The organism is Bartonella sp. AP1QHHD (assembly GCF_042196265.1).
GTDB lineage: Bacteria > Pseudomonadota > Alphaproteobacteria > Rhizobiales > Rhizobiaceae > Bartonella.
The window spans coordinates 256,760-274,727 of record NZ_JBHIPW010000089.1; the positions used below are offsets into that span (position 1 = coordinate 256,760).

Below are 17,968 nucleotides of genomic sequence, written 5' to 3' on the forward strand. Positions count from 1 at the left end.
AGGCAAGAATAGCGATTTCTAATATATGAATCAAATTTAATGACTATACGCATTATCAAGCAAAATTTACACTGTTTTTGGAGAAAATAAAGTGAGATGAAAAAGAGCGAGCAGGATCAGAAAATGTCTCAAACTGTTTACAGTGCGAGCGAAAGAGAAGCTCTAGATTTTCATAGTCGTGGTCGACCAGGAAAGCTTGAGATTATTGCAACAAAGTCTATGGCAACACAGCATGATTTAGCACTTGCTTATTCACCAGGTGTTGCAGTTCCAGTTAAGGCAATTGCTCAAAATCCAGCGCTAGCTTATGATTATACAGCAAAAGGTAATCTTGTTGCTGTTATTTCAAATGGAACCGCTATTTTAGGGTTAGGCAACTTAGGGGCACTTGCCTCTAAGCCGGTCATGGAAGGCAAAGCAGTGTTGTTTAAGCGTTTTGCGGATATTGATTCCATTGATTTAGAAATTGATATAAACGATACAGAAAATTTTATCAATTTGGTGCGCCATTTAGAACCTTCTTTTGGTGGAATTAATCTTGAAGACATTAAGGCGCCAGAGTGCTTTATGATTGAAAGCCGCCTACGCGAGATGATGAATATACCTGTTTTTCACGATGATCAACACGGTACAGCGATTATTGTTGCTGCGGGTGTTCTCAATGCTTTGACTTTAACAGGGCGCGATATGCAAAATACGCGGTTAGTCTGTAATGGTGCTGGTTCTGCAGGGATTGCTTGTATTGAATTGATTAAAGCGATGGGCTTTCGTTCCGAAAATATCATATTATGTGACACAAAGGGTGTGGTCTATGAAGGCCGCAAAGAGGGAATGAATCAGTGGAAATCTGCGCATGCTATTCAAACAGATAAACGTACGCTTATGGAAGCAATGGAAGGTGCAGATATATTTTTTGGGGTTTCTGCTAAAGGTGCTCTTACTCCTGAAATGGTAAGATCCATGGCACCCCAGCCGATCATTTTTGCTATGGCTAATCCCGATCCAGAAATTACGCCGGAAGAGGTTATGCAAGTGCGTCATGATGCCATTGTCGCAACAGGACGTTCCGATTATCCAAATCAGATTAATAATGTTCTTTGTTTTCCTTATATATTTCGTGGTGCGCTTGATGTGCGTGCAAGAGTTATTAATGAAGACATGAAGATTGCTGCGGCAAAGGCTCTTGCTAATTTAGCACATGAAGAAGTGCCTGACAGCGTTGCAGAAGCTTATCATGGAAAGCGATTAAAGTTTGGTCCTAACTATATCATCCCTGTTCCTTTTGATCCGCGTTTATTTACGGTTGTTTCAATAGCGGTAGCAAAAGCAGCAATGGAAAGCGGTGTTGCGCAAAAGAACATAGATGATTTAGAGGCCTATGAGCGCGATTTGAATGCGAGACGTGATCCTACTTCCTCGATGATGCGTGGGGTTTATAACCATGTTCGTCAAGCACCAAAACAAATTGTCTTTGCAGAAGGTGAAGAAGAGCAAGTTATGCGGGCAGCCGTTTCCTATGTTCATCAAAAATTAGGACAAGCGATTTTGGTTGGTCGTGAAGAGCAAGTAAGAGAAACAGCTGTTATTGCTGGAATTGATCTGGAGCGTGAAGGTATTTCTATTATGAATGCTAAGCTTTCTTGCCGTACAGATGCTTATGCGAATTATCTTTATAAAAAGATGCAGCGTCAAGGTTGGCTGTTGCGTGATTGTCATCGTCGTATCAATAATGATCGCAATTATTTTGCTGCGTGTATGGTGGCACTAGGAGATGCTGATGCAATGGTTACAGGGGTGACACGCAATTATGAAACAGCGCTGATCGACATACGTCGTGCAATTGATGAAAAACCAAAAGAACGATTGATTGGTATCTCAATGGCCATTTGCCGAGGACGAACTGTGTTTATTACGGATACAGCTGTTTATGAAAATCCTAATGCTGAAGAACTTGCGGATATAGCGGAACAAACCGCTTCATTTGTACGTGGATTTGGATATCAACCACGGGTAGCATTTTTAGCATTTTCTACGTTTGGTTATATGAAAGGGCAAATCACACAGCAAATTCAGGATGCGATTAATATTTTGCATGAACGCAAGGTTGATTTTGAGTTTGACGGAGAAATGAGCGCCGATGTAGCACTCAATTCCAAATTGATGCAGCAATATCCATTTATGGGATTAACAGAGCCCGCTAACATTTTGGTTATGCCTGGATATCACGCGTCTTCCATTGCAAGCAAAATGTTACAAGAACTTGGTGGAGCAACCATCATTGGTCCTATTTTAATTGGATTGGAAAAATCTGTCCAAATTGTACCGTTTAGTGGAAACGATACAGATGTTGTCAATATCGCAATGCTTGCGGCTTATCATGCCGCAAAAGTCGTCTAAAGGAAAAAAGCCCCTAATATACTAATAATATATCAAGGGGCTTTATGATAGCAAAAGAATAAATTTTTTAAGAGGGCTGTATTTGATTGTCTTTTTGTTCTTCAGCGAGACGCTTTTGGAAGAGGGCTGCAAAATCAATAGGATCAATCCATAAAGGTGGAAAACCACCATTTTGAGTAGCATCAGATATAATTTGGCGGGCAAATGGAAATAAAAGACGGGGACATTCAATAAAGACCAATGGCATAACATGTTCTTGTGGAATGTTTTCAAGGTGGAAAACACCACCGTAAATCAGTTCTACATGAAACAAGGTTTCAGTATTATCATTGGCTTTGACGGAGAGAGACAAAACGACATCATAATTGTCATCACCAATTGGGTTAGCATTGACGTTAATATTGATATCAATTTGTGGTGATTTTTCACGTGTACGCAATGAACGAGGAGCACCTGGGTTTTCGAATGATAAATCTTTTAAATACTGAGTTAATACAGCAAAAACCGGCTCTCCACCACTGTTATTCATTTCATCTTCGGCCATACGACGAACCTCTCTCATTATAATATGTATATTTATTTTAGATCTAAAGACAAAATTGGTTATCACGCCTTGCAAAAGGTTGCAAGAAATGCGCTCTTTATCTTGAATATTTTTTTAGTTTGTTACAGATTTTTTAGGCATTTCAATGGTTATCATCATTTTTGCGCCATGGAGATTCTGTCGTATCATAAGTTGTGTAATCTTCTGCATTAAGATCAATTATTTTTTCAGCATCATTTTTTCTTTTAGTATTGAGATTCATTTTGTTTTGTAATGATGTAAAGAAATGCCAAACAACAGAGCGAATTGGTTTAATAAGAAGTAATATTCCCAAGAGATCACTTACAAAGCCAGGAAGAATAAGTAAAATTGCACTAAACATAATGAAAACATCATTAATAATATTATTCTCTAATGTGCGTCCTTGGATAAGTTCAGTTTGTATGTTTTTTAAAAGGCTAAACCCTTGAACTCGCAATAAAACAACCCCAACTATGGTTGTGAGAATAACCAAACTCAAAGTTGCCAAAATACCAATTTCTTGACCAACAAAGATAAAACCAGCGATCTCGATTAAAAGAATGCAAAGAAAGATAACAACAAAAAAACGAGGATTTGTAGAATAAAGTTTTATCACATGCAAATTTCCTTCTGAATGAGGTGGGGAGAAATTCTTAAGAGCACTCCATTTAATATAAAATCTATAAAAATATTTGAATGATAAGATTCCTTATTTTACATATTTATTGATAAATGGTATTGACTGCAATGTTTATTAGAGATTTAAGCTTTGGAGATTGATAGCGCCCATGGAATTTGACGTTATACTTGTCATAGCTCTTGTTGTTATGGTTGTTATTTTTGTGCAACTCCGTAATGTATTAGGGAAACGAATCGGGTTTGAAAAGCCCCCCTTTGATCCTTATTCGCGTCGTTCTAAAAAACAGGTTGAAGCAGAAACGGCTGATAATATTGTTTCGTTCCCTCATCAGAAAAATTCACAAAAAGACGACTTTAGTGAAATTGATAAAATTTCACCGGAGGGGAGTATTTTGAATAAAAATTTGCGGGAATTGCATAAAATTGATCCTCAATTTTCTCCTCAATTTTTTATAAAAGGTGCACAAATTGCTTATGAAATGATTGTAACAGCTTTTGCCAAAGGTGATCGCAATCAACTTAAAAGCTTGCTTTGTCAGGATGTTTTTGAGAGCTTTTGTACGGCTATTGAGCAACGAGAAAAAAATAAAGAGAGAATAGAGTTCACTTTTGTTGGAATTAATAAGATCGAATTTGTTGCGGCGGCAATACAAGAAAAGGATGAACTTTTAACGATACGTATTGTCAGTGAGATGATTTCTGTTACTTATAATGAACAGGGTGAGCGTATAGACGGTGATCCTGATGCTATTGTAGAAATCAGGGATATTTGGACTTTCGTTCGCAATAGTTTATCGTCAGATCCAAACTGGAAGCTTTTTGCTACAGAAAATGAAAATTAAAATACTTTTTGTTTTTCTTCCATAAGTATTCAATGATTTATGAGAAATTAAAATGTCCTCAAGTAAATGGAGACAAAAAAGAGATTTATTGGCTTCACAGGATCGCCTTTTATGGGATATGGTTTGTCGTACGATAACACCGCTTCACGGTAAGATGCTCTCTTCTGCTTCAGAAACTATTGCAAATATTAATGATAAAAAACAGCCTGTAACTCAAATCTCCTCATTGTCTCAGGAAAATCAACAATCCTCGACATTTATTAAAAAAGAAAAGAGGGCAGTTACACAAGTACAAAAGATTCATTTCTTTGATCATGTTGCACATCGTAAAATTTCCCAAGGTCGTTATCCTCTTGAGGCGCGCCTTGATCTCCACGGTTATATGCAGGAAGAAGCTTATTTTTTCTTAAAAAAATTTCTACAATCCTCTCAGCAGAGAGGATTGCGTTATGTCCTTGTGATTACAGGAAAAGGACGATCTGTTGGGAGCGATGGAGCTTTGTATAGATTTGTTCCGTATTGGTTATCAACACCAGCTTTTCGATATTATGTCCATGCGTTTGAGCAAGCAGCGCGTCAGCATGGCGGAGAAGGTGCACTTTATGTTTGGTTGCGCCGTTTCGTGTCGGGAAAAGGAAAGTGATGTTATTGTGGTCGTTCTAAGTTTAATATTTATTTATACGTAATAATTCATAGTTTTCGTATATTTCGTAAGAGCCTTGAATACAATATCCCCTTATTTATAATTTTTTATAAAAAATTATAAATATATCATTTTACATTCTACGTATTGCTTCACGCTTTTGTTTATCGCATTCTTTAATGGGGCACATCCCTCACGCAAAACAGAATGAGATTGGATTGCATATATGCGCAGGCTTTTTTTAAAGAAACATTTCTCAACGCACCCAAGCCTATATTGCGACGGCATCCGTGAAGGGTATAACGATAAATCCATTAAGACTCCTATCTTTATGCTTAATAAAAGAGCAAGCTGGCATCATCACACACTTTGCTAGCTCCCAATGTTGCAACAACTCTTGAAGCCCTTGGCACTTGAAAGCATTTGTAGAAGGCATGCTTTTCTTTAAGTGTTTTTACTCTCCCCAGTTCTCATCTCGCTCGTGACGCCCAAACGAAAGATTTTGATTGATTCAATATAATAGGACTTAAAATGAGAGAGATATAGATGGATCTCATTCAAGTTGCAAAGCGATAAATTATTTTTATAAACCACAGCATTACTCTATTAAATACACGAAGAATAAAAACATGAGAAATTGAGAAACGATCTTATTCAAAAGATGTCGCTATGGATAGTGTTAAAAGCAGTACAACTAAATTAAAGAGAATCTTGGAAATAAGCAGGAATATAACTTTACAACACATAATTGTGCAACAGCACAAAAGATACAGTTTCGTTGAATAGTTTCATGAAGAAATTTTTTCACTCATTAAAAGCTCTATTAAATTTCTTTCTCATAATAATTCGATAATTAAAATTTCATAACGAAGCGCAGAAGGTGTAGAATATGAGATTCAATCGAGGATATTACACTCTTATCCGACGTCTTTCAGATATTGGTTGAAATGCTAGCTTAGCATGAAAGGCACAATAGGGGCTATTTTCATCAGAATCTGCACCACAAAAATGAAAATCTGCTGATAATGGATCGCCAACCGGCCATCTACATGTATTTTCACTCAATTGTAAAAGATTAAGTTGACGTGATATAGGCACAACTACATTGGATTTTGTGGACATATCAACTTCTTTTATATCTTCCGCTACAAATTCTGTCTTTAAAGCTGTTTCTTCAATACTTACAGATGATGTGTTCATTGGCGATACCGTGGATGTGTTGCGACGCACACGTGGAGATGATGGGCTGCTTCCCACGGGGGTTTTTTGCGTACGCGCACTTCCTTGTGCTGTTTTACCGCGTCCTGGCAACTTTAATCGGTGTACTTTGCCGATGACTGCGTTTCTGCTGACCCCACCTAATTGAGCAGCAATTTGACTTGCACTTAACCCTTCACTCCAAAGCTTTTTAAGAAGCTCAACGCGTTCACATGTCCAACCCATACCAGCACTCCATTCCGATTACGTCACTAAGATGCTCTCCCCCGTTGCATCTTCAAATGTTTAAATAATGTTTCATTACGCTGAATGAAAGAACTTTACACTCTACGTGAGCATAAAAAAATCATCCAACCTGTGGATTTACAAATCAAAACACATCATCTTGCTTATTATATTGTAAATTACAATATGCACTCACTCTATGACAAGAGTCTTTACCTCTTGAAGAGTTTATTTAGAATGTTTTCCCCAACTTGCAAATCAATCATAGGTTAAACTTTCACTTTTGTTTAAGGCTTTTTCCCAAAATGCTTATTTGTAGAACCCTCATTGACTTTTTTTCAATTGGTGTAATGATCTATTCCATAGGTGTAATCACTAATCGTAATGAAATGTTGAAAGCACCGTAACGAAATATACCATGCTGTTTTATTTGTAGTGTTGCTTTGTATATATATTGAAAAGACTAAAATATAAAGGGAATTATGATGGATGTCGTCTCTATACAACCACTTTATGAATGCTTCGCACGACGAAATTTGCATTTTGAACAAGGGCATGGTGTATGGCTTATTTCCGATAAAGGAGAACATTATCTTGATTTCACATCTGGTATTGCTGTTAACGCATTAGGGTATTCACATCCAAAATTAGTTGATACGCTCAAAATACAAGCTGAAAAACTTTGGCATGTTTCTAATATTTTTCAATCTCCTGAACAAGCATCTTTTGCCACGCGGCTTTGTGCAAATAGTTTTGCGGATAAGGTTTTTTTCTGCAATTCAGGTACTGAAGCATTGGAGTGCGCATTCAAAACTGCACGCCATTATTACTATGCTGCTGGTCATTCAGAACGCATTGAAATAATTACTTTTGAAGGGGCATTTCATGGACGTACACTTGCTGCACTTGCTGCGACTGGGTATGAAAAATATCTTGAAGGCTTTGGACCTAAAGCTGGTGGATTTATTCAAGTACCTTTTTGTGATGAAGTCGCTTTGCGTAACGCTATTAATAAAAATACCGCCGCTATTCTTATTGAACCTATTCAAGGAGAAGGAGGAATACGAACGGTCCCTCATGAATATTTAAGATTTTTGCGCAAAATATGCGATGATAATGGTCTGTTATTGATTTTAGATGAAGTCCAAACGGGTATAGGACGAACAGGAAAGCTTTTTGCTTATGAATGGAGTGATATCACGCCTGATATTCTTACCCTCGCAAAAGGATTAGGAGGAGGATTTCCATTAGGTGCTTGCCTTGCAACGGATAAAGTTGCAAAAAGCATGACACTTGGGACCCATGGTTCAACCTTTGGAGGAAATCTTCTTGGAATGGCTGTAGGAAATAGTGTTCTTGATATTTTGTTAGAGCCAAATTTTCTCAACCATGTTCAGCGTATGGGAAATAAACTAAGAAGTGGACTTTTGCACATTCTCAATATCTATCCTGATATTATCTGCGCAGTTCAGGGGATGGGCCTAATGGTGGGTATTCAGTGTGTTGTGTCTTCTAATCTTGTCGTTAATGCTTTAGAAAATGAATATCTCTTAAGTGTTGCTGCCAACAACAATGTTGTGCGCTTATTGCCTCCTCTTATCATTAGGGAAGAAGAAATAGATGAAAGTTTGCATCGTATTGAAAAAGCAATAGCGTATCTTTCGCAAGTAAACAAAGAAAGACAAATATTACACACATGACAAATGCTCTTCGTCATTTCACGGACTTATCCATTTTAACGCCATCAATAGCACGCGCACTGATCGATTATGCAAAAATCCTTAAAGCATCTTTTAAAGCAGGGAAAGGTTCAAAACCTTTTATAGGTAAAACACTTGCGATGATTTTTGAAAAACCATCCACACGAACCCGTATTTCATTCGATATCAGTATGCGCCAGCTTGGCGGAGATACAATCATGCTCACGGGTTCAGAGATGCAACTTGGTCATAGTGAAACCATAGCTGATACGGCGCGCGTTTTATCCCGTTTTGTGGATATAGTGATATTACGAACAACGAAACACCAACGTATGCTCGAATTGGCACAATATGCACAAATTCCTGTCATTAATGCTCTTACAGATGATACACATCCTTGCCAAATTCTAGCAGATATCTTAACCTATGAGGAACATAGAGGGCCAATTGCTGGCAAAATATTTGCGTGGATGGGGGATGGTAATAATGTGCTCCATTCCTTAATTGAAGCCGCAGCTCTTTTTGATTTTCATTTGCGTATTGCTACTCCAAAGGGCAGTGAACCACAGGAGAAATTTATACATTGGGCACGTGAACGAGGAGCGCATCTTACACTAACCCATGATCCCCAAAAAGCGGCTCAAGATGCTGATTGTATTATGACCGATACATGGGTCTCCATGGGACAAGAATTTCGTGCTCGCAGTCATTCTATTTTTCAGCCTTATCAAGTCAATGAATCTCTCATGAAATTAGCAAAATCTGATGCTCTTTTTATGCATTGTCTTCCTGCTCATCGTGGTGAAGAAGTGGTTGATTCTGTGATTGATGGACCGCACTCCGTTGTTTTCGATGAGGCTGAAAATCGTCTTCATGCTCAAAAAGCAATTCTTTCTTGGTGTTTACAAGATGCGTTTTTCTCTCCACAATAGCCTCCCTACAATAAATTATATAAAAAAGGCAAAGCTATGAGTGAACAAGCTAAAGATGAAGCCTCTCTCAACAACAACTTCTTGCATGAAGATGATAGTGTTATTCCCTTTCAAGTTGAAGAACTTGATATCCGTGGACGGACCGTACAACTTGGGGAAACTTTAAATTCTATTCTCACAAGACATCAATACCCTGAACCGGTTTCTTATCTTCTAGCAGAAGCTTTACTTTTAACGGTTCTGCTTGGAACTTCTCTAAAACTTACGGGAAAATTTATTTTACAAACTCATTCCGATGGACCAGTTAATATGTTGGTGTGCGATTTTTTGCCTCCTTCCAGTTTACGTGGATACGCTCGTTTTGATAAAGAACAGCTTAAACAAGCCATAAACAATGGTCAAACCTCTTCAGAAACACTTTTAGGAAAAGGCACTTTAGCTTTCACAATTGATCAAGGTCCCCATATGCAACCCTATCAAGGGATAGTTGCATTAGATGGATCAAATTTACAAGAAGCTTCTCGTATTTATTTTGATCAATCAGAACAAATTCCTACCGATATCCGTCTGGCTGTTGCTATATTAATTAATCGTGACCAACAAGGAAAACAGCAGAAAAGCTGGCGAGCTGGAGGTATTTTGATCCAACTTTTACCCCAAGAATCGTCTCATCATAAAATAGATGCCCCTCATCAAAAGCAGGAAGAAACGAAAACTCATACCCAATTGGATAACCAATGGCAGGAAGCTAAAATACTCATGGCAACGATTGAAAGTTCAGAATTAACAGATCCCCAAGTCGGTAGTAAACAGCTCTTGTTCCGTCTTTTTCATGAACAAGGTATTAGAGTTTTTAACCCTTTTTCTCTTGTCGATCAATGTTCTTGTTCACACGAAAAAATTAAAGGAATCCTAGAAGGCTTTTCTATTGATGAACGCAATAAAATGGTTAAAAATAAATATATTTCAGTCACATGTGAATTTTGCTCAAAAACATATTGTTTTACACCGCAAGAATTTTTAGAAGAAAAAACATAATCAAATATTTTTCATAAAAAATGATGATTGCAACAAAAGCCTATTTTATTTGCGTCATAAAAGTTTACGCATAATCTCATATGAACTTCTAGAATATTTCTTGTCTTAGAGTTTTTTTAATGTATACGAGTGATCGTTCTGTTGAGATCAGTAATTACGTCATAGAGTGCTTAAAAAAGAGTTCTCTGTAAAATATATTTTCTCCTCTCGAAAAAGCTTCTTTTGTACTTTTTACATCTCAAAAGTTTATTTCTTACAATGAATTCTTTTATAATGTTCATTGATAAATTGATTATGCACTCATAACTTATCTTCTCTGTTAAATGAGACTTTTTGATTGTAGTCATATTTTCTTACTCGAATTTATCTTATTAAGACTCAATAAAGCTTATTAGTTATAATCATAAGGGAAATTATCGAAAGAATAAGAATGTATAGATTCAATATAGACTTTATGGAGTCTATTACGAACAGATAAGTGTAATGGGAATAAATATAAAAATGACGCTGCAAAAGAGCAGATTTATTATTTTATAAAGATGAGAATAGTGGTGAAGCCCCCTCATAACAATGTGTATTTCAGATAAAAAAGCGGAGAAAAAATACTATATGATTTTGAAAACAATAGTTGGTTGCTGTCACTAAGCTAACGATGGTTCTATAGCAATATTGTTTTGTCAAAATAATCAAAAATAAAGCTCCCAAACAGATATTTAATCGCTAAAGAAAAATGAAAACTACTTAAAATTTTTGTCATATTTTGGAAGTTTGTTCTACAGATATTTCTTTACACATGTTTTTGAATCAACAATGATAATACTCTTGTCAAATCTTTCCAAGAAGAATAAGTGGCCGTATAAATAAAATAGCATACATAGCATGATAAAACGTTATGTTTTTACAAACCTGCATTATTTTTCTTCTATCATAATCACTTGTTCAATTTTTGGTAGAATTTTTTTTTGATAAATTTGCCATGTTAAGGGACCAACATGTTTGGCAATAATGATGCTCTCTTTATTCAAGAGAAAGGTTTCTGGGGGTCCATATATTCCCCAATCAATGGCTGTATATCCTGAAATATCAAAGCCAATAAATTTAAAAGGATTACCAAAACTGTTTAAAAAGCGCAGGGCGTTTGTTTTATTATCTTTATAATTAATACCAATCAGATCAAAACGTTTATCTTGTGCAATTTGCATAAGAATAGGATGCTCTTCGCGACAGGGCAAACACCAAGAGCCCCAAAAATTAACCAATGTAACCCGTCCTTTAAACTGTTTTGAATTGAGATAACTTTCTTTATCAAGAAGAGGAAGATGAATATTGGGAGCAGGTTTTTCAGCCAATGCGTTTGGGAGAAGAGAAGAATCTTGAAGGTGTTTTTTATCCATAAAGTTGAAAAAAAACATCATGAGAAGAAGAAAAAGCACAAATGGTCCAAAAAAAACAAGCAGAACAGGTAAAGATATATTTTTTTTAAGTTTTGGAGGGATGTTTTTCATTATACTTTTCTTTTTGTGACAGCTCTTTTTTGTTTAGCTGTTGGAGAATTTTTTTTTGGTATAGGGCTTTGCAAAGAATATATCCAATAAGACATAAGAGGGATATTGCAGAAAGCACATAGCTTAAAACAACAATTTGCTCGTGTTTAAGGGTGCTCAGGAAAAAATCAATTTTCTGAGATAGATTTCCTAAAAGTCCGCCGTGGATGCCATTTAGGTCGAGCATGATGAAGCGTCCTGTTGTTGTACACGACGGGATTTTTTAATCTGAAGTATTCGGATATAATGACTATTGATTTCATTTCGCATAGCCATCAAATAAAGAGCAATAAACATAAAGATAAAACAAAAGAGCATTGTTATAAGGGGCCATAACATAGCATTGTCGATTGTTGATCCTCCAGCACGTAACAATGATGCTGGTTGATGCAATGTATTCCACCAATTAACGGAAAATTTAATAACAGGGATATTAACAAATCCAACAAGTGTAAGAATTGCAGTAGCGCGAGCGGCTTTTACTTGGTTGTCAAAAGCACGCCCAAGCAGGATAATGGAGAGATAGATAAAAAGCAGAATTAAAACTGATGTTAATCGTGCATCCCAGACCCACCATGTTCCCCATGTAGGTCGCCCCCAAAGCGCTCCTGTCATGAGAGCCAAGGCGGTAAAAATTGCCCCAATAGGCGCTCCACATTTAAGTGCTACATCAGCAAGATGATATTTCCAAATCAGATTTCCTAATGCCGCTGCACTCATCGTTACATAGCAGAATGTAGACAACCACGCAAAGGGTACATGAAGGTACATAATCTTAACAGTAATGCCTTGTTGATAGTCATCAGGGGAATGCATCACTAGAATAAGCCCTAAGATAAGGAAACACAATGTTATGCCGGTCAACCAAGGTAAGACGACTCTGCTTATTTTCATGAAAAGGGTGAAACTTGCAGGGAGTAACCTGATTTTATATGTACGAGATAGTTTATTCATAAAATTCATAATAGGCAGAGTTTTGCTATGCGGCAATCATCTTTTATTATTCTGATAAAAGTTTAAGCGTTATCGCAGCAACAAAAGAGCTAAAGAGACTCAAAAGAAGTGAAAAAGCGCTGAGAAGAGCTAGAGAAGTGAGAAAAGAGGTATTTGGGTTTATTGGGGCTGTAGCAGCGGAAACACCAAAAATCATAATTGGAATGATCCACGGCAAGATAATGATAAAAATAAGCAAAGTACTGTGCAACAATGAGGTTGCGAGTGCAGCGCCTATAGCACCAATAAAAATAATAGCTGGTGTTCCGCATAAAAGGGTAAGTATTGTTGTAAAAGTTATTGTTATATCTAAATGGAGCATGAGGGCTAAAATAGGTGTGGCAAAAATAAGAGGAAGCATTGTTCCTACCCAATGGGCAAGACATTTTGTAAAGATAATTAGTGTAAAACTTTGTCTTTTTCCTGAAAGGATAAATTGGTCGAGATTACCATCATCACGATCGATTTGGAAAAGTTTGTTCAGATTGAGGAGTCCTGCAAGAAGGGCTCCAAACCACAATATACCTGGTCCTATTTGTGCAAGAATTTTGGGATCTGGTCCAATGGCAAAGGGGGTTATGACAACAACAGCGATAAAAAACAATAATCCTGTTAGTGAAGTGGCTTGTAGCGCTAATAATAGTTTAAGATCACGCCAGAACAGTGCTTTCATTTTATTCTCTCCTAGAGAGGTAAAAATTTTTCCAGAGCGATGTTATGGTTTTCTGGAATGCCTATGGAATTATGAGTTGCAGCGATAATCATACCACCTTGATTGAGATGACGTTGGAAAATACGGGCAAGGAGTTTTTGGGCATGGTTATCAAGCCCAGATATTGGTTCATCTAAAATCCAAAGAGGACGATAGGAGAGCAAAAGGCGAGCAATAGCTACGCGTCTTTGTTGTCCAGTTGATAGAGCGTTAAAGGGTAAATGTTCAAGGTTAGAAAGACCAATATCGGCAAGAGCTTCATGCGCAAAACGTAAATGTTGACCGTAAAAATCTGCCCAAAATTGCAAATTATCAATGACAGATAAGAGAGGTTTCATAGCATTTTGAGGACCAAGATAATGACACGCAGTTGCAACAGGGTATATTTGATCATGGTCTTTAAGTATTATATGACCTTCAGCAGCTTCAAGAAGACCGACAATGATTCGGAGTAATGTAGACTTTCCGATACCATTAGGACCGGTGATTGTCATAAGTTGCTGTGAAAATAAACAAAAAGAAAGACCTTTAAACAGAATTTCCTCGTTTCTGTAAGCGGCTAAATCTTTGCCTGATAACACCATGTGATTGCCTATTTTGTTTTTATTTTCATATTCTTTATTGCATTATAGAATAAAAAACACATTTTTTATGCAATTGTACCTAGAATAGTTCTAGAAATAGTTCTATAAAGGATACCTTACATCAATATCTGGTGTAAAATGGTTTCTGGCGCTGATTTCCGCATTATGCCTAGAGGGTGGAGGGGAAATGGATGGCGGAGGTAATTGCGTCTGCGCTCAAGCTGCGACCTTGACTCGTAGTTTGTGTTGTTCATTCCTGGAAATTGGGTGGTTATAGTATGAGGGTGGACAGTCATGACTCAAATTGATAGCTTTAATTGTCGTAGAGTATTAAATGTTGATGGCAAAGAATATACTTATTATAGCTTGATTGAAGCGGAGAAGAACGGACTTGAAGGTGTTTCTCGTTTACCGTTTTCGATGAAAGTTATTCTCGAAAATTTATTGCGATTCGAAGATGGTCGCACAGTTAAAAAAGAGGATATCTTCAATGTTGCTAAGTGGTTAAACGACAAAGGGAGCGCTGGGGCAGAAATTGCTTACCGTCCTGCACGTGTTCTTATGCAGGATTTTACAGGTGTTCCAGCAGTTGTTGATCTTTCTGCAATGCGTGATGCTATGGTTAAACTTGGCGGTAACGCTGAAAAAATCAATCCTCTCATTCCCGTTGATCTCATCATTGATCACTCAGTTATTGTTGATGCTTTTGGCAATTCCATGGCTTTTAAGGAAAACGTTGAGCATGAATATGAACGCAATGGTGAACGCTATCGTTTCCTTAAATGGGGGCAACAAGCCTTTCAAAATTTTCGCGTTGTTCCTCCAGGAACAGGGATTTGTCATCAGGTTAACTTAGAATATTTAGCACAATGTGTATGGATGAAGAATGAAGAGGGCTGTGAGACGATTTATCCTGACACCTGTGTGGGAACTGATTCGCATACGACTATGGTAAATGGTTTAGGGGTTTTAGGTTGGGGTGTTGGTGGTATTGAAGCAGAAGCAGCAATGTTAGGCCAACCTGTTTCTATGTTGTTACCTGAAGTGATTGGTTTTCGTCTAACAGGTAAACTTAAGGAAGGTGTAACAGCCACCGATCTCGTATTAACGGTGACCCAAATGCTACGTCGGAAGGGTGTTGTCGGTAAATTTGTTGAGTTTTTTGGTCCTGGTTTGGAGCATATGACGCTTGCTGATCGGGCAACGATTGGAAATATGGCACCTGAATATGGAGCAACGTGTGGTTTTTTCCCAATTGATAAGGAGACAGTGCGTTATCTCAATATGACAGGGCGTGATGAAAGTCGGATTGCCTTAGTGGAGGCTTATACCAAAGCACAAGGGATGTGGCATGATGAAATGGTGGCTCATCCCATTTTTAGTGATACAATTGAATTAGATATGGGAACCGTTGTCCCTTCTATGGCTGGTCCTAAACGTCCTGAAGGACGTATTGCGTTGGAAAATGTTGGGCAGGGTTTTGAGAAGGCATTGGTCGAAGACTATAAGAAGACTTCTGGACAAGATAAGCGTTATCAGGTTGAGGGTGAAGAATATACGCTTGGTCACGGTGATGTGGTGATCGCTGCGATTACGTCGTGTACGAATACATCGAATCCAAGTGTTCTTATTGCAGCGGGTCTTTTGGCACGAAATGCTGTGGCAAAGGGTCTTAAGAGTAAACCATGGGTAAAAACTTCTCTTGCACCTGGTTCACAAGTCGTTGAAGCTTACCTTCAAAATTCGGGTCTGCAAAAAGATTTAGATGCATTAGGATTTAACTTAGTAGGATTTGGGTGCACAACATGTATTGGGAATTCTGGTCCTTTGCATCCAGCTATTTCCAAAACGATTAATGACAATGGTATAATTGCATCTGCGGTTCTTTCAGGAAATCGTAATTTTGAAGGGCGTGTTTCCCCTGATGTGCAAGCGAATTATTTAGCTTCACCACCGTTAGTTGTTGCACATGCGCTTATCGGGACGGTGTGTAAAGATTTAACCAAGGAGCCTCTAGGTGAAGATTCAAATGGCCACCCCATTTATTTGAGAGATATTTGGCCAACTTCTCAAGAAATACAGGAGTTTATTGAAGAAAATGTCACGCGGAAGGTTTTTGCCGAAAAGTATGCAGATGTTTTTAAGGGAGATGAAAATTGGCAAAAAGTTCAGATTCCTACGGGTTCTACCTATTCTTGGGATGAGCAATCCACCTATGTACGCAATCCACCTTATTTCGATGATATGCAGAAAACACCTGATATCTTACCAGATATTAAAGATGCACGGATTTTAGGTTTATTTGGTGATAAAATCACGACGGATCATATTTCTCCTGCTGGTTCTATTAAAGCAGCTTCTCCTGCCGGAAAATATTTAATGGATCATGGTGTTAAAGTGGCTGATTTTAATCAGTATGGAACGCGTCGTGGGAATCATGAAGTTATGGTGCGTGGGACCTTTGCCAATATTCGCATTCGTAATTTCATGTTAGGGGAAAATGGTCGAGAAGGAGGTTATACGGTTCATTATCCGTCAGCGGTAGAACAAACCATTTACGATGCAGCAATGGCGTATAAACAAGAAGGTATTCCACTCGTTGTTTTTGCAGGTATTGAATATGGTAATGGATCATCTCGCGATTGGGCTGCCAAGGGGACCAATCTTCTTGGTGTCAAAGCAGTGATTGTGCAGTCTTTTGAAAGGATTCATCGCTCTAATCTTGTTGGTATGGGCATTGTCCCTTTTGTCTTTGAGGAGGGGCTAAGTTGGAAATCTTTAGGCTTAAAGGGAGATGAAAAGGTGACAATTGAAGAGATTCATAACTTGAAACCTCGTCAAAAGACTGTAGCGAAAATTACTTTTTCTGATGGTACGGTAAAAACCGTTCCATTATTATGCCGTGTTGATACTGAAGATGAGCTAGATTATTTGCATCATGGTGGAATTTTGCAATATGTCTTGCGTAAGTTAGCCGTTTAAATTCTTTTGTTTGTTAAGGAATATCTATTATTAAGCTATAAAGTTGCGGATCAAAGAGTTTGGCTTCGTTTTTTTATGGCTATCTTTGAAAATCTAATTGACGTTAGCTTTAGGATTGCGCTATAAACCACACAGTTATAGGCAGCTTTATAGTTTTGCTTGGGTTGGATTTATTTATATTGGTAGAGTTGTTATTGAGACTCATTTTACCAAGGTGTTGAAAGAGAGATTATATTTATGGCGAATACACCTTCTGCTCGAAAAGCGGTGCGCAAGGTTGCGGCGCGCACACAGGTTAATAAGGCCCGCCGTTCACGCGTTCGTACTTTTATACGTAAGTTTGATGATGCTTTAGCGGGTGGCGATAAGGCATCTGCAGAGATTGCATTTAAGAATTTTGAGCCTGAAATTATGCGTGCAGTTTCTAAAGGGGTTTTTCATAAAAATGCTGCTGCGAGGAAAGTATCGCGTTTAGCTAAACGTTTGAAGGCTCTCAGCGTTTAAGCTTTTCTCCTTTAATTGAGAACAAAGCCAGTATCCATGAGGATGCTGGCTTTTTGTTTATTATTTCAAAAAGTTTCTATTGAAAATAAGAATCGATAATGATTCTCCACTTGAAAAAGGAGAGAAAGTTTATAGGGGGAGGTATGGTTATCCACAAGCTTTGTGGATTTGTACAGAGTCTTTTTTGTCAAGCATTTTATTTTTTTTTTTTAAATCTGAAGAGATTCTTTAATTATTGGTAAATTTAGAGAAAAAAAATGAATTGAATCAATATTTTTTTCAGTCCTCATTAATATAAGCATTTTTTTCGGGTTTTTTGATTTTATTTTGACCTCTTGCATTTTACCTCTGCTGTTTTGTATGGTTCTTATGAAGACTAAGAAGCATGAAGGGGTCACATCAGCGCATTATTCTGTATTTTGTTGAATACAAGATGTTTTGATTTAGGCT

The 17,968-nt window shown here is 37.6% G+C and carries 16 protein-coding genes and 1 pseudogene; 8 read left to right on the forward strand and 9 right to left on the reverse strand.

Annotated features, from left to right (window positions below; translation table 11 throughout):
- Positions 1-96: 96 nt before the first annotated feature.
- Entirely contained in the window at positions 97-2,397 is a 2,301-nt protein-coding gene (locus ACFIME_RS08435) for an NADP-dependent malic enzyme (protein WP_375661970.1), read from the forward strand.
- A gap of 67 nt (positions 2,398-2,464) precedes the next feature.
- Here ACFIME_RS08435 and secB read toward each other — a convergent pair whose 3' ends face one another.
- Both secB and ACFIME_RS08445 read right to left on the reverse strand, forming a co-directional pair.
- On the reverse strand, positions 2,465-2,941 hold the full coding sequence (gene secB, locus ACFIME_RS08440; RefSeq protein WP_375661969.1) for a protein-export chaperone SecB: 477 nt from the start codon (positions 2,939-2,941) through the stop codon (positions 2,465-2,467).
- A gap of 142 nt (positions 2,942-3,083) precedes the next feature.
- Positions 3,084-3,578, reverse strand: coding sequence for an FxsA family protein (locus ACFIME_RS08445; RefSeq protein ID WP_375627955.1), 495 nt, complete (start codon positions 3,576-3,578; stop codon positions 3,084-3,086).
- 172 nt (positions 3,579-3,750) lie between these two features.
- Here ACFIME_RS08445 and ACFIME_RS08450 point away from each other — a divergent pair, with 172 nt between their 5' ends.
- Together ACFIME_RS08450 and ACFIME_RS08455 are read left to right on the forward strand one after the other, a co-directional pair.
- The gene (locus ACFIME_RS08450; RefSeq protein WP_012754525.1) at positions 3,751-4,443 is read left to right on the forward strand and encodes a Tim44/TimA family putative adaptor protein; all 693 of its coding nucleotides are present in this window, start codon (positions 3,751-3,753) and stop codon (positions 4,441-4,443) included.
- Positions 4,444-4,495: 52 nt separating this feature from the next.
- Entirely contained in the window at positions 4,496-5,086 is a 591-nt protein-coding gene (locus ACFIME_RS08455; protein ID WP_375661968.1) for a Smr/MutS family protein, read from the forward strand.
- Between the two features lie 136 nt (positions 5,087-5,222).
- On the opposite strand, the pseudogene ACFIME_RS08460 reads toward ACFIME_RS08455, so the two are convergent.
- Both ACFIME_RS08460 and ACFIME_RS08465 read right to left on the reverse strand, forming a co-directional pair.
- Positions 5,223-5,499 (reverse strand): annotated as a pseudogene (locus tag ACFIME_RS08460) (integrase arm-type DNA-binding domain-containing protein); the annotation flags it as partial.
- Positions 5,500-5,995: 496 nt separating this feature from the next.
- Positions 5,996-6,529, reverse strand: coding sequence for a GcrA family cell cycle regulator (locus ACFIME_RS08465; protein WP_273787476.1), 534 nt, complete (start codon positions 6,527-6,529; stop codon positions 5,996-5,998).
- 485 nt (positions 6,530-7,014) lie between these two features.
- Between ACFIME_RS08465 and ACFIME_RS08470 the strand changes: the two genes are divergently transcribed.
- From ACFIME_RS08470 to ACFIME_RS08480, 3 genes are read left to right on the forward strand one after another with little or no spacing between them, the layout of a single operon-like run.
- On the forward strand, positions 7,015-8,229 hold the full coding sequence (locus ACFIME_RS08470) for an aspartate aminotransferase family protein (RefSeq protein WP_375684796.1): 1,215 nt from the start codon (positions 7,015-7,017) through the stop codon (positions 8,227-8,229).
- Complete coding sequence (gene argF / locus ACFIME_RS08475; protein ID WP_375684790.1) at positions 8,226-9,161, forward strand: ornithine carbamoyltransferase; 936 nt, start codon at positions 8,226-8,228, stop codon at positions 9,159-9,161. Before ACFIME_RS08470 ends, argF begins: the two co-directional genes overlap by 4 nt.
- A gap of 36 nt (positions 9,162-9,197) precedes the next feature.
- A complete protein-coding gene (locus tag ACFIME_RS08480) occupies positions 9,198-10,199 on the forward strand; it encodes an Hsp33 family molecular chaperone (protein ID WP_375633696.1) in 1,002 nt (333 codons plus the stop codon).
- Between the two features lie 911 nt (positions 10,200-11,110).
- Here the strand turns inward: ACFIME_RS08480 and ACFIME_RS08485 are convergent.
- Genes ACFIME_RS08485 through ccmA form a run of 5 tightly spaced genes read right to left on the reverse strand, consistent with a single transcriptional unit; the run spans position 11,111 to position 14,032 of the window.
- On the reverse strand, positions 11,111-11,704 hold the full coding sequence (locus tag ACFIME_RS08485; RefSeq protein WP_375684791.1) for a DsbE family thiol:disulfide interchange protein: 594 nt from the start codon (positions 11,702-11,704) through the stop codon (positions 11,111-11,113).
- The gene (locus ACFIME_RS08490) at positions 11,679-11,930 is read right to left on the reverse strand and encodes a hypothetical protein (RefSeq protein ID WP_375612828.1); all 252 of its coding nucleotides are present in this window, start codon (positions 11,928-11,930) and stop codon (positions 11,679-11,681) included. Before ACFIME_RS08490 ends, ACFIME_RS08485 begins: the two co-directional genes overlap by 26 nt.
- On the reverse strand, positions 11,918-12,697 hold the full coding sequence (locus tag ACFIME_RS08495) for a heme ABC transporter permease (RefSeq protein ID WP_375661965.1): 780 nt from the start codon (positions 12,695-12,697) through the stop codon (positions 11,918-11,920). Before ACFIME_RS08495 ends, ACFIME_RS08490 begins: the two co-directional genes overlap by 13 nt.
- 46 nt (positions 12,698-12,743) lie before the next feature.
- Complete coding sequence (gene ccmB, locus ACFIME_RS08500) at positions 12,744-13,409, reverse strand: heme exporter protein CcmB (RefSeq protein WP_375661964.1); 666 nt, start codon at positions 13,407-13,409, stop codon at positions 12,744-12,746.
- An 11-nt stretch (positions 13,410-13,420) separates the two neighbouring features.
- Positions 13,421-14,032, reverse strand: coding sequence for a heme ABC exporter ATP-binding protein CcmA (gene ccmA, locus ACFIME_RS08505; protein ID WP_375617535.1), 612 nt, complete (start codon positions 14,030-14,032; stop codon positions 13,421-13,423).
- A 294-nt stretch (positions 14,033-14,326) separates the two neighbouring features.
- On the opposite strand from ccmA, the gene acnA reads away from it, so the two are divergent.
- Both acnA and rpsT read left to right on the forward strand, forming a co-directional pair.
- Positions 14,327-17,014 (forward strand): aconitate hydratase AcnA, encoded by a 2,688-nt coding sequence (gene acnA / locus ACFIME_RS08510; protein ID WP_375661963.1) that lies wholly within the window; start codon positions 14,327-14,329, stop codon positions 17,012-17,014.
- A gap of 237 nt (positions 17,015-17,251) precedes the next feature.
- Entirely contained in the window at positions 17,252-17,518 is a 267-nt protein-coding gene (rpsT, locus tag ACFIME_RS08515) for a 30S ribosomal protein S20 (protein ID WP_273790272.1), read from the forward strand.
- Positions 17,519-17,968: the final 450 nt, after the last annotated feature.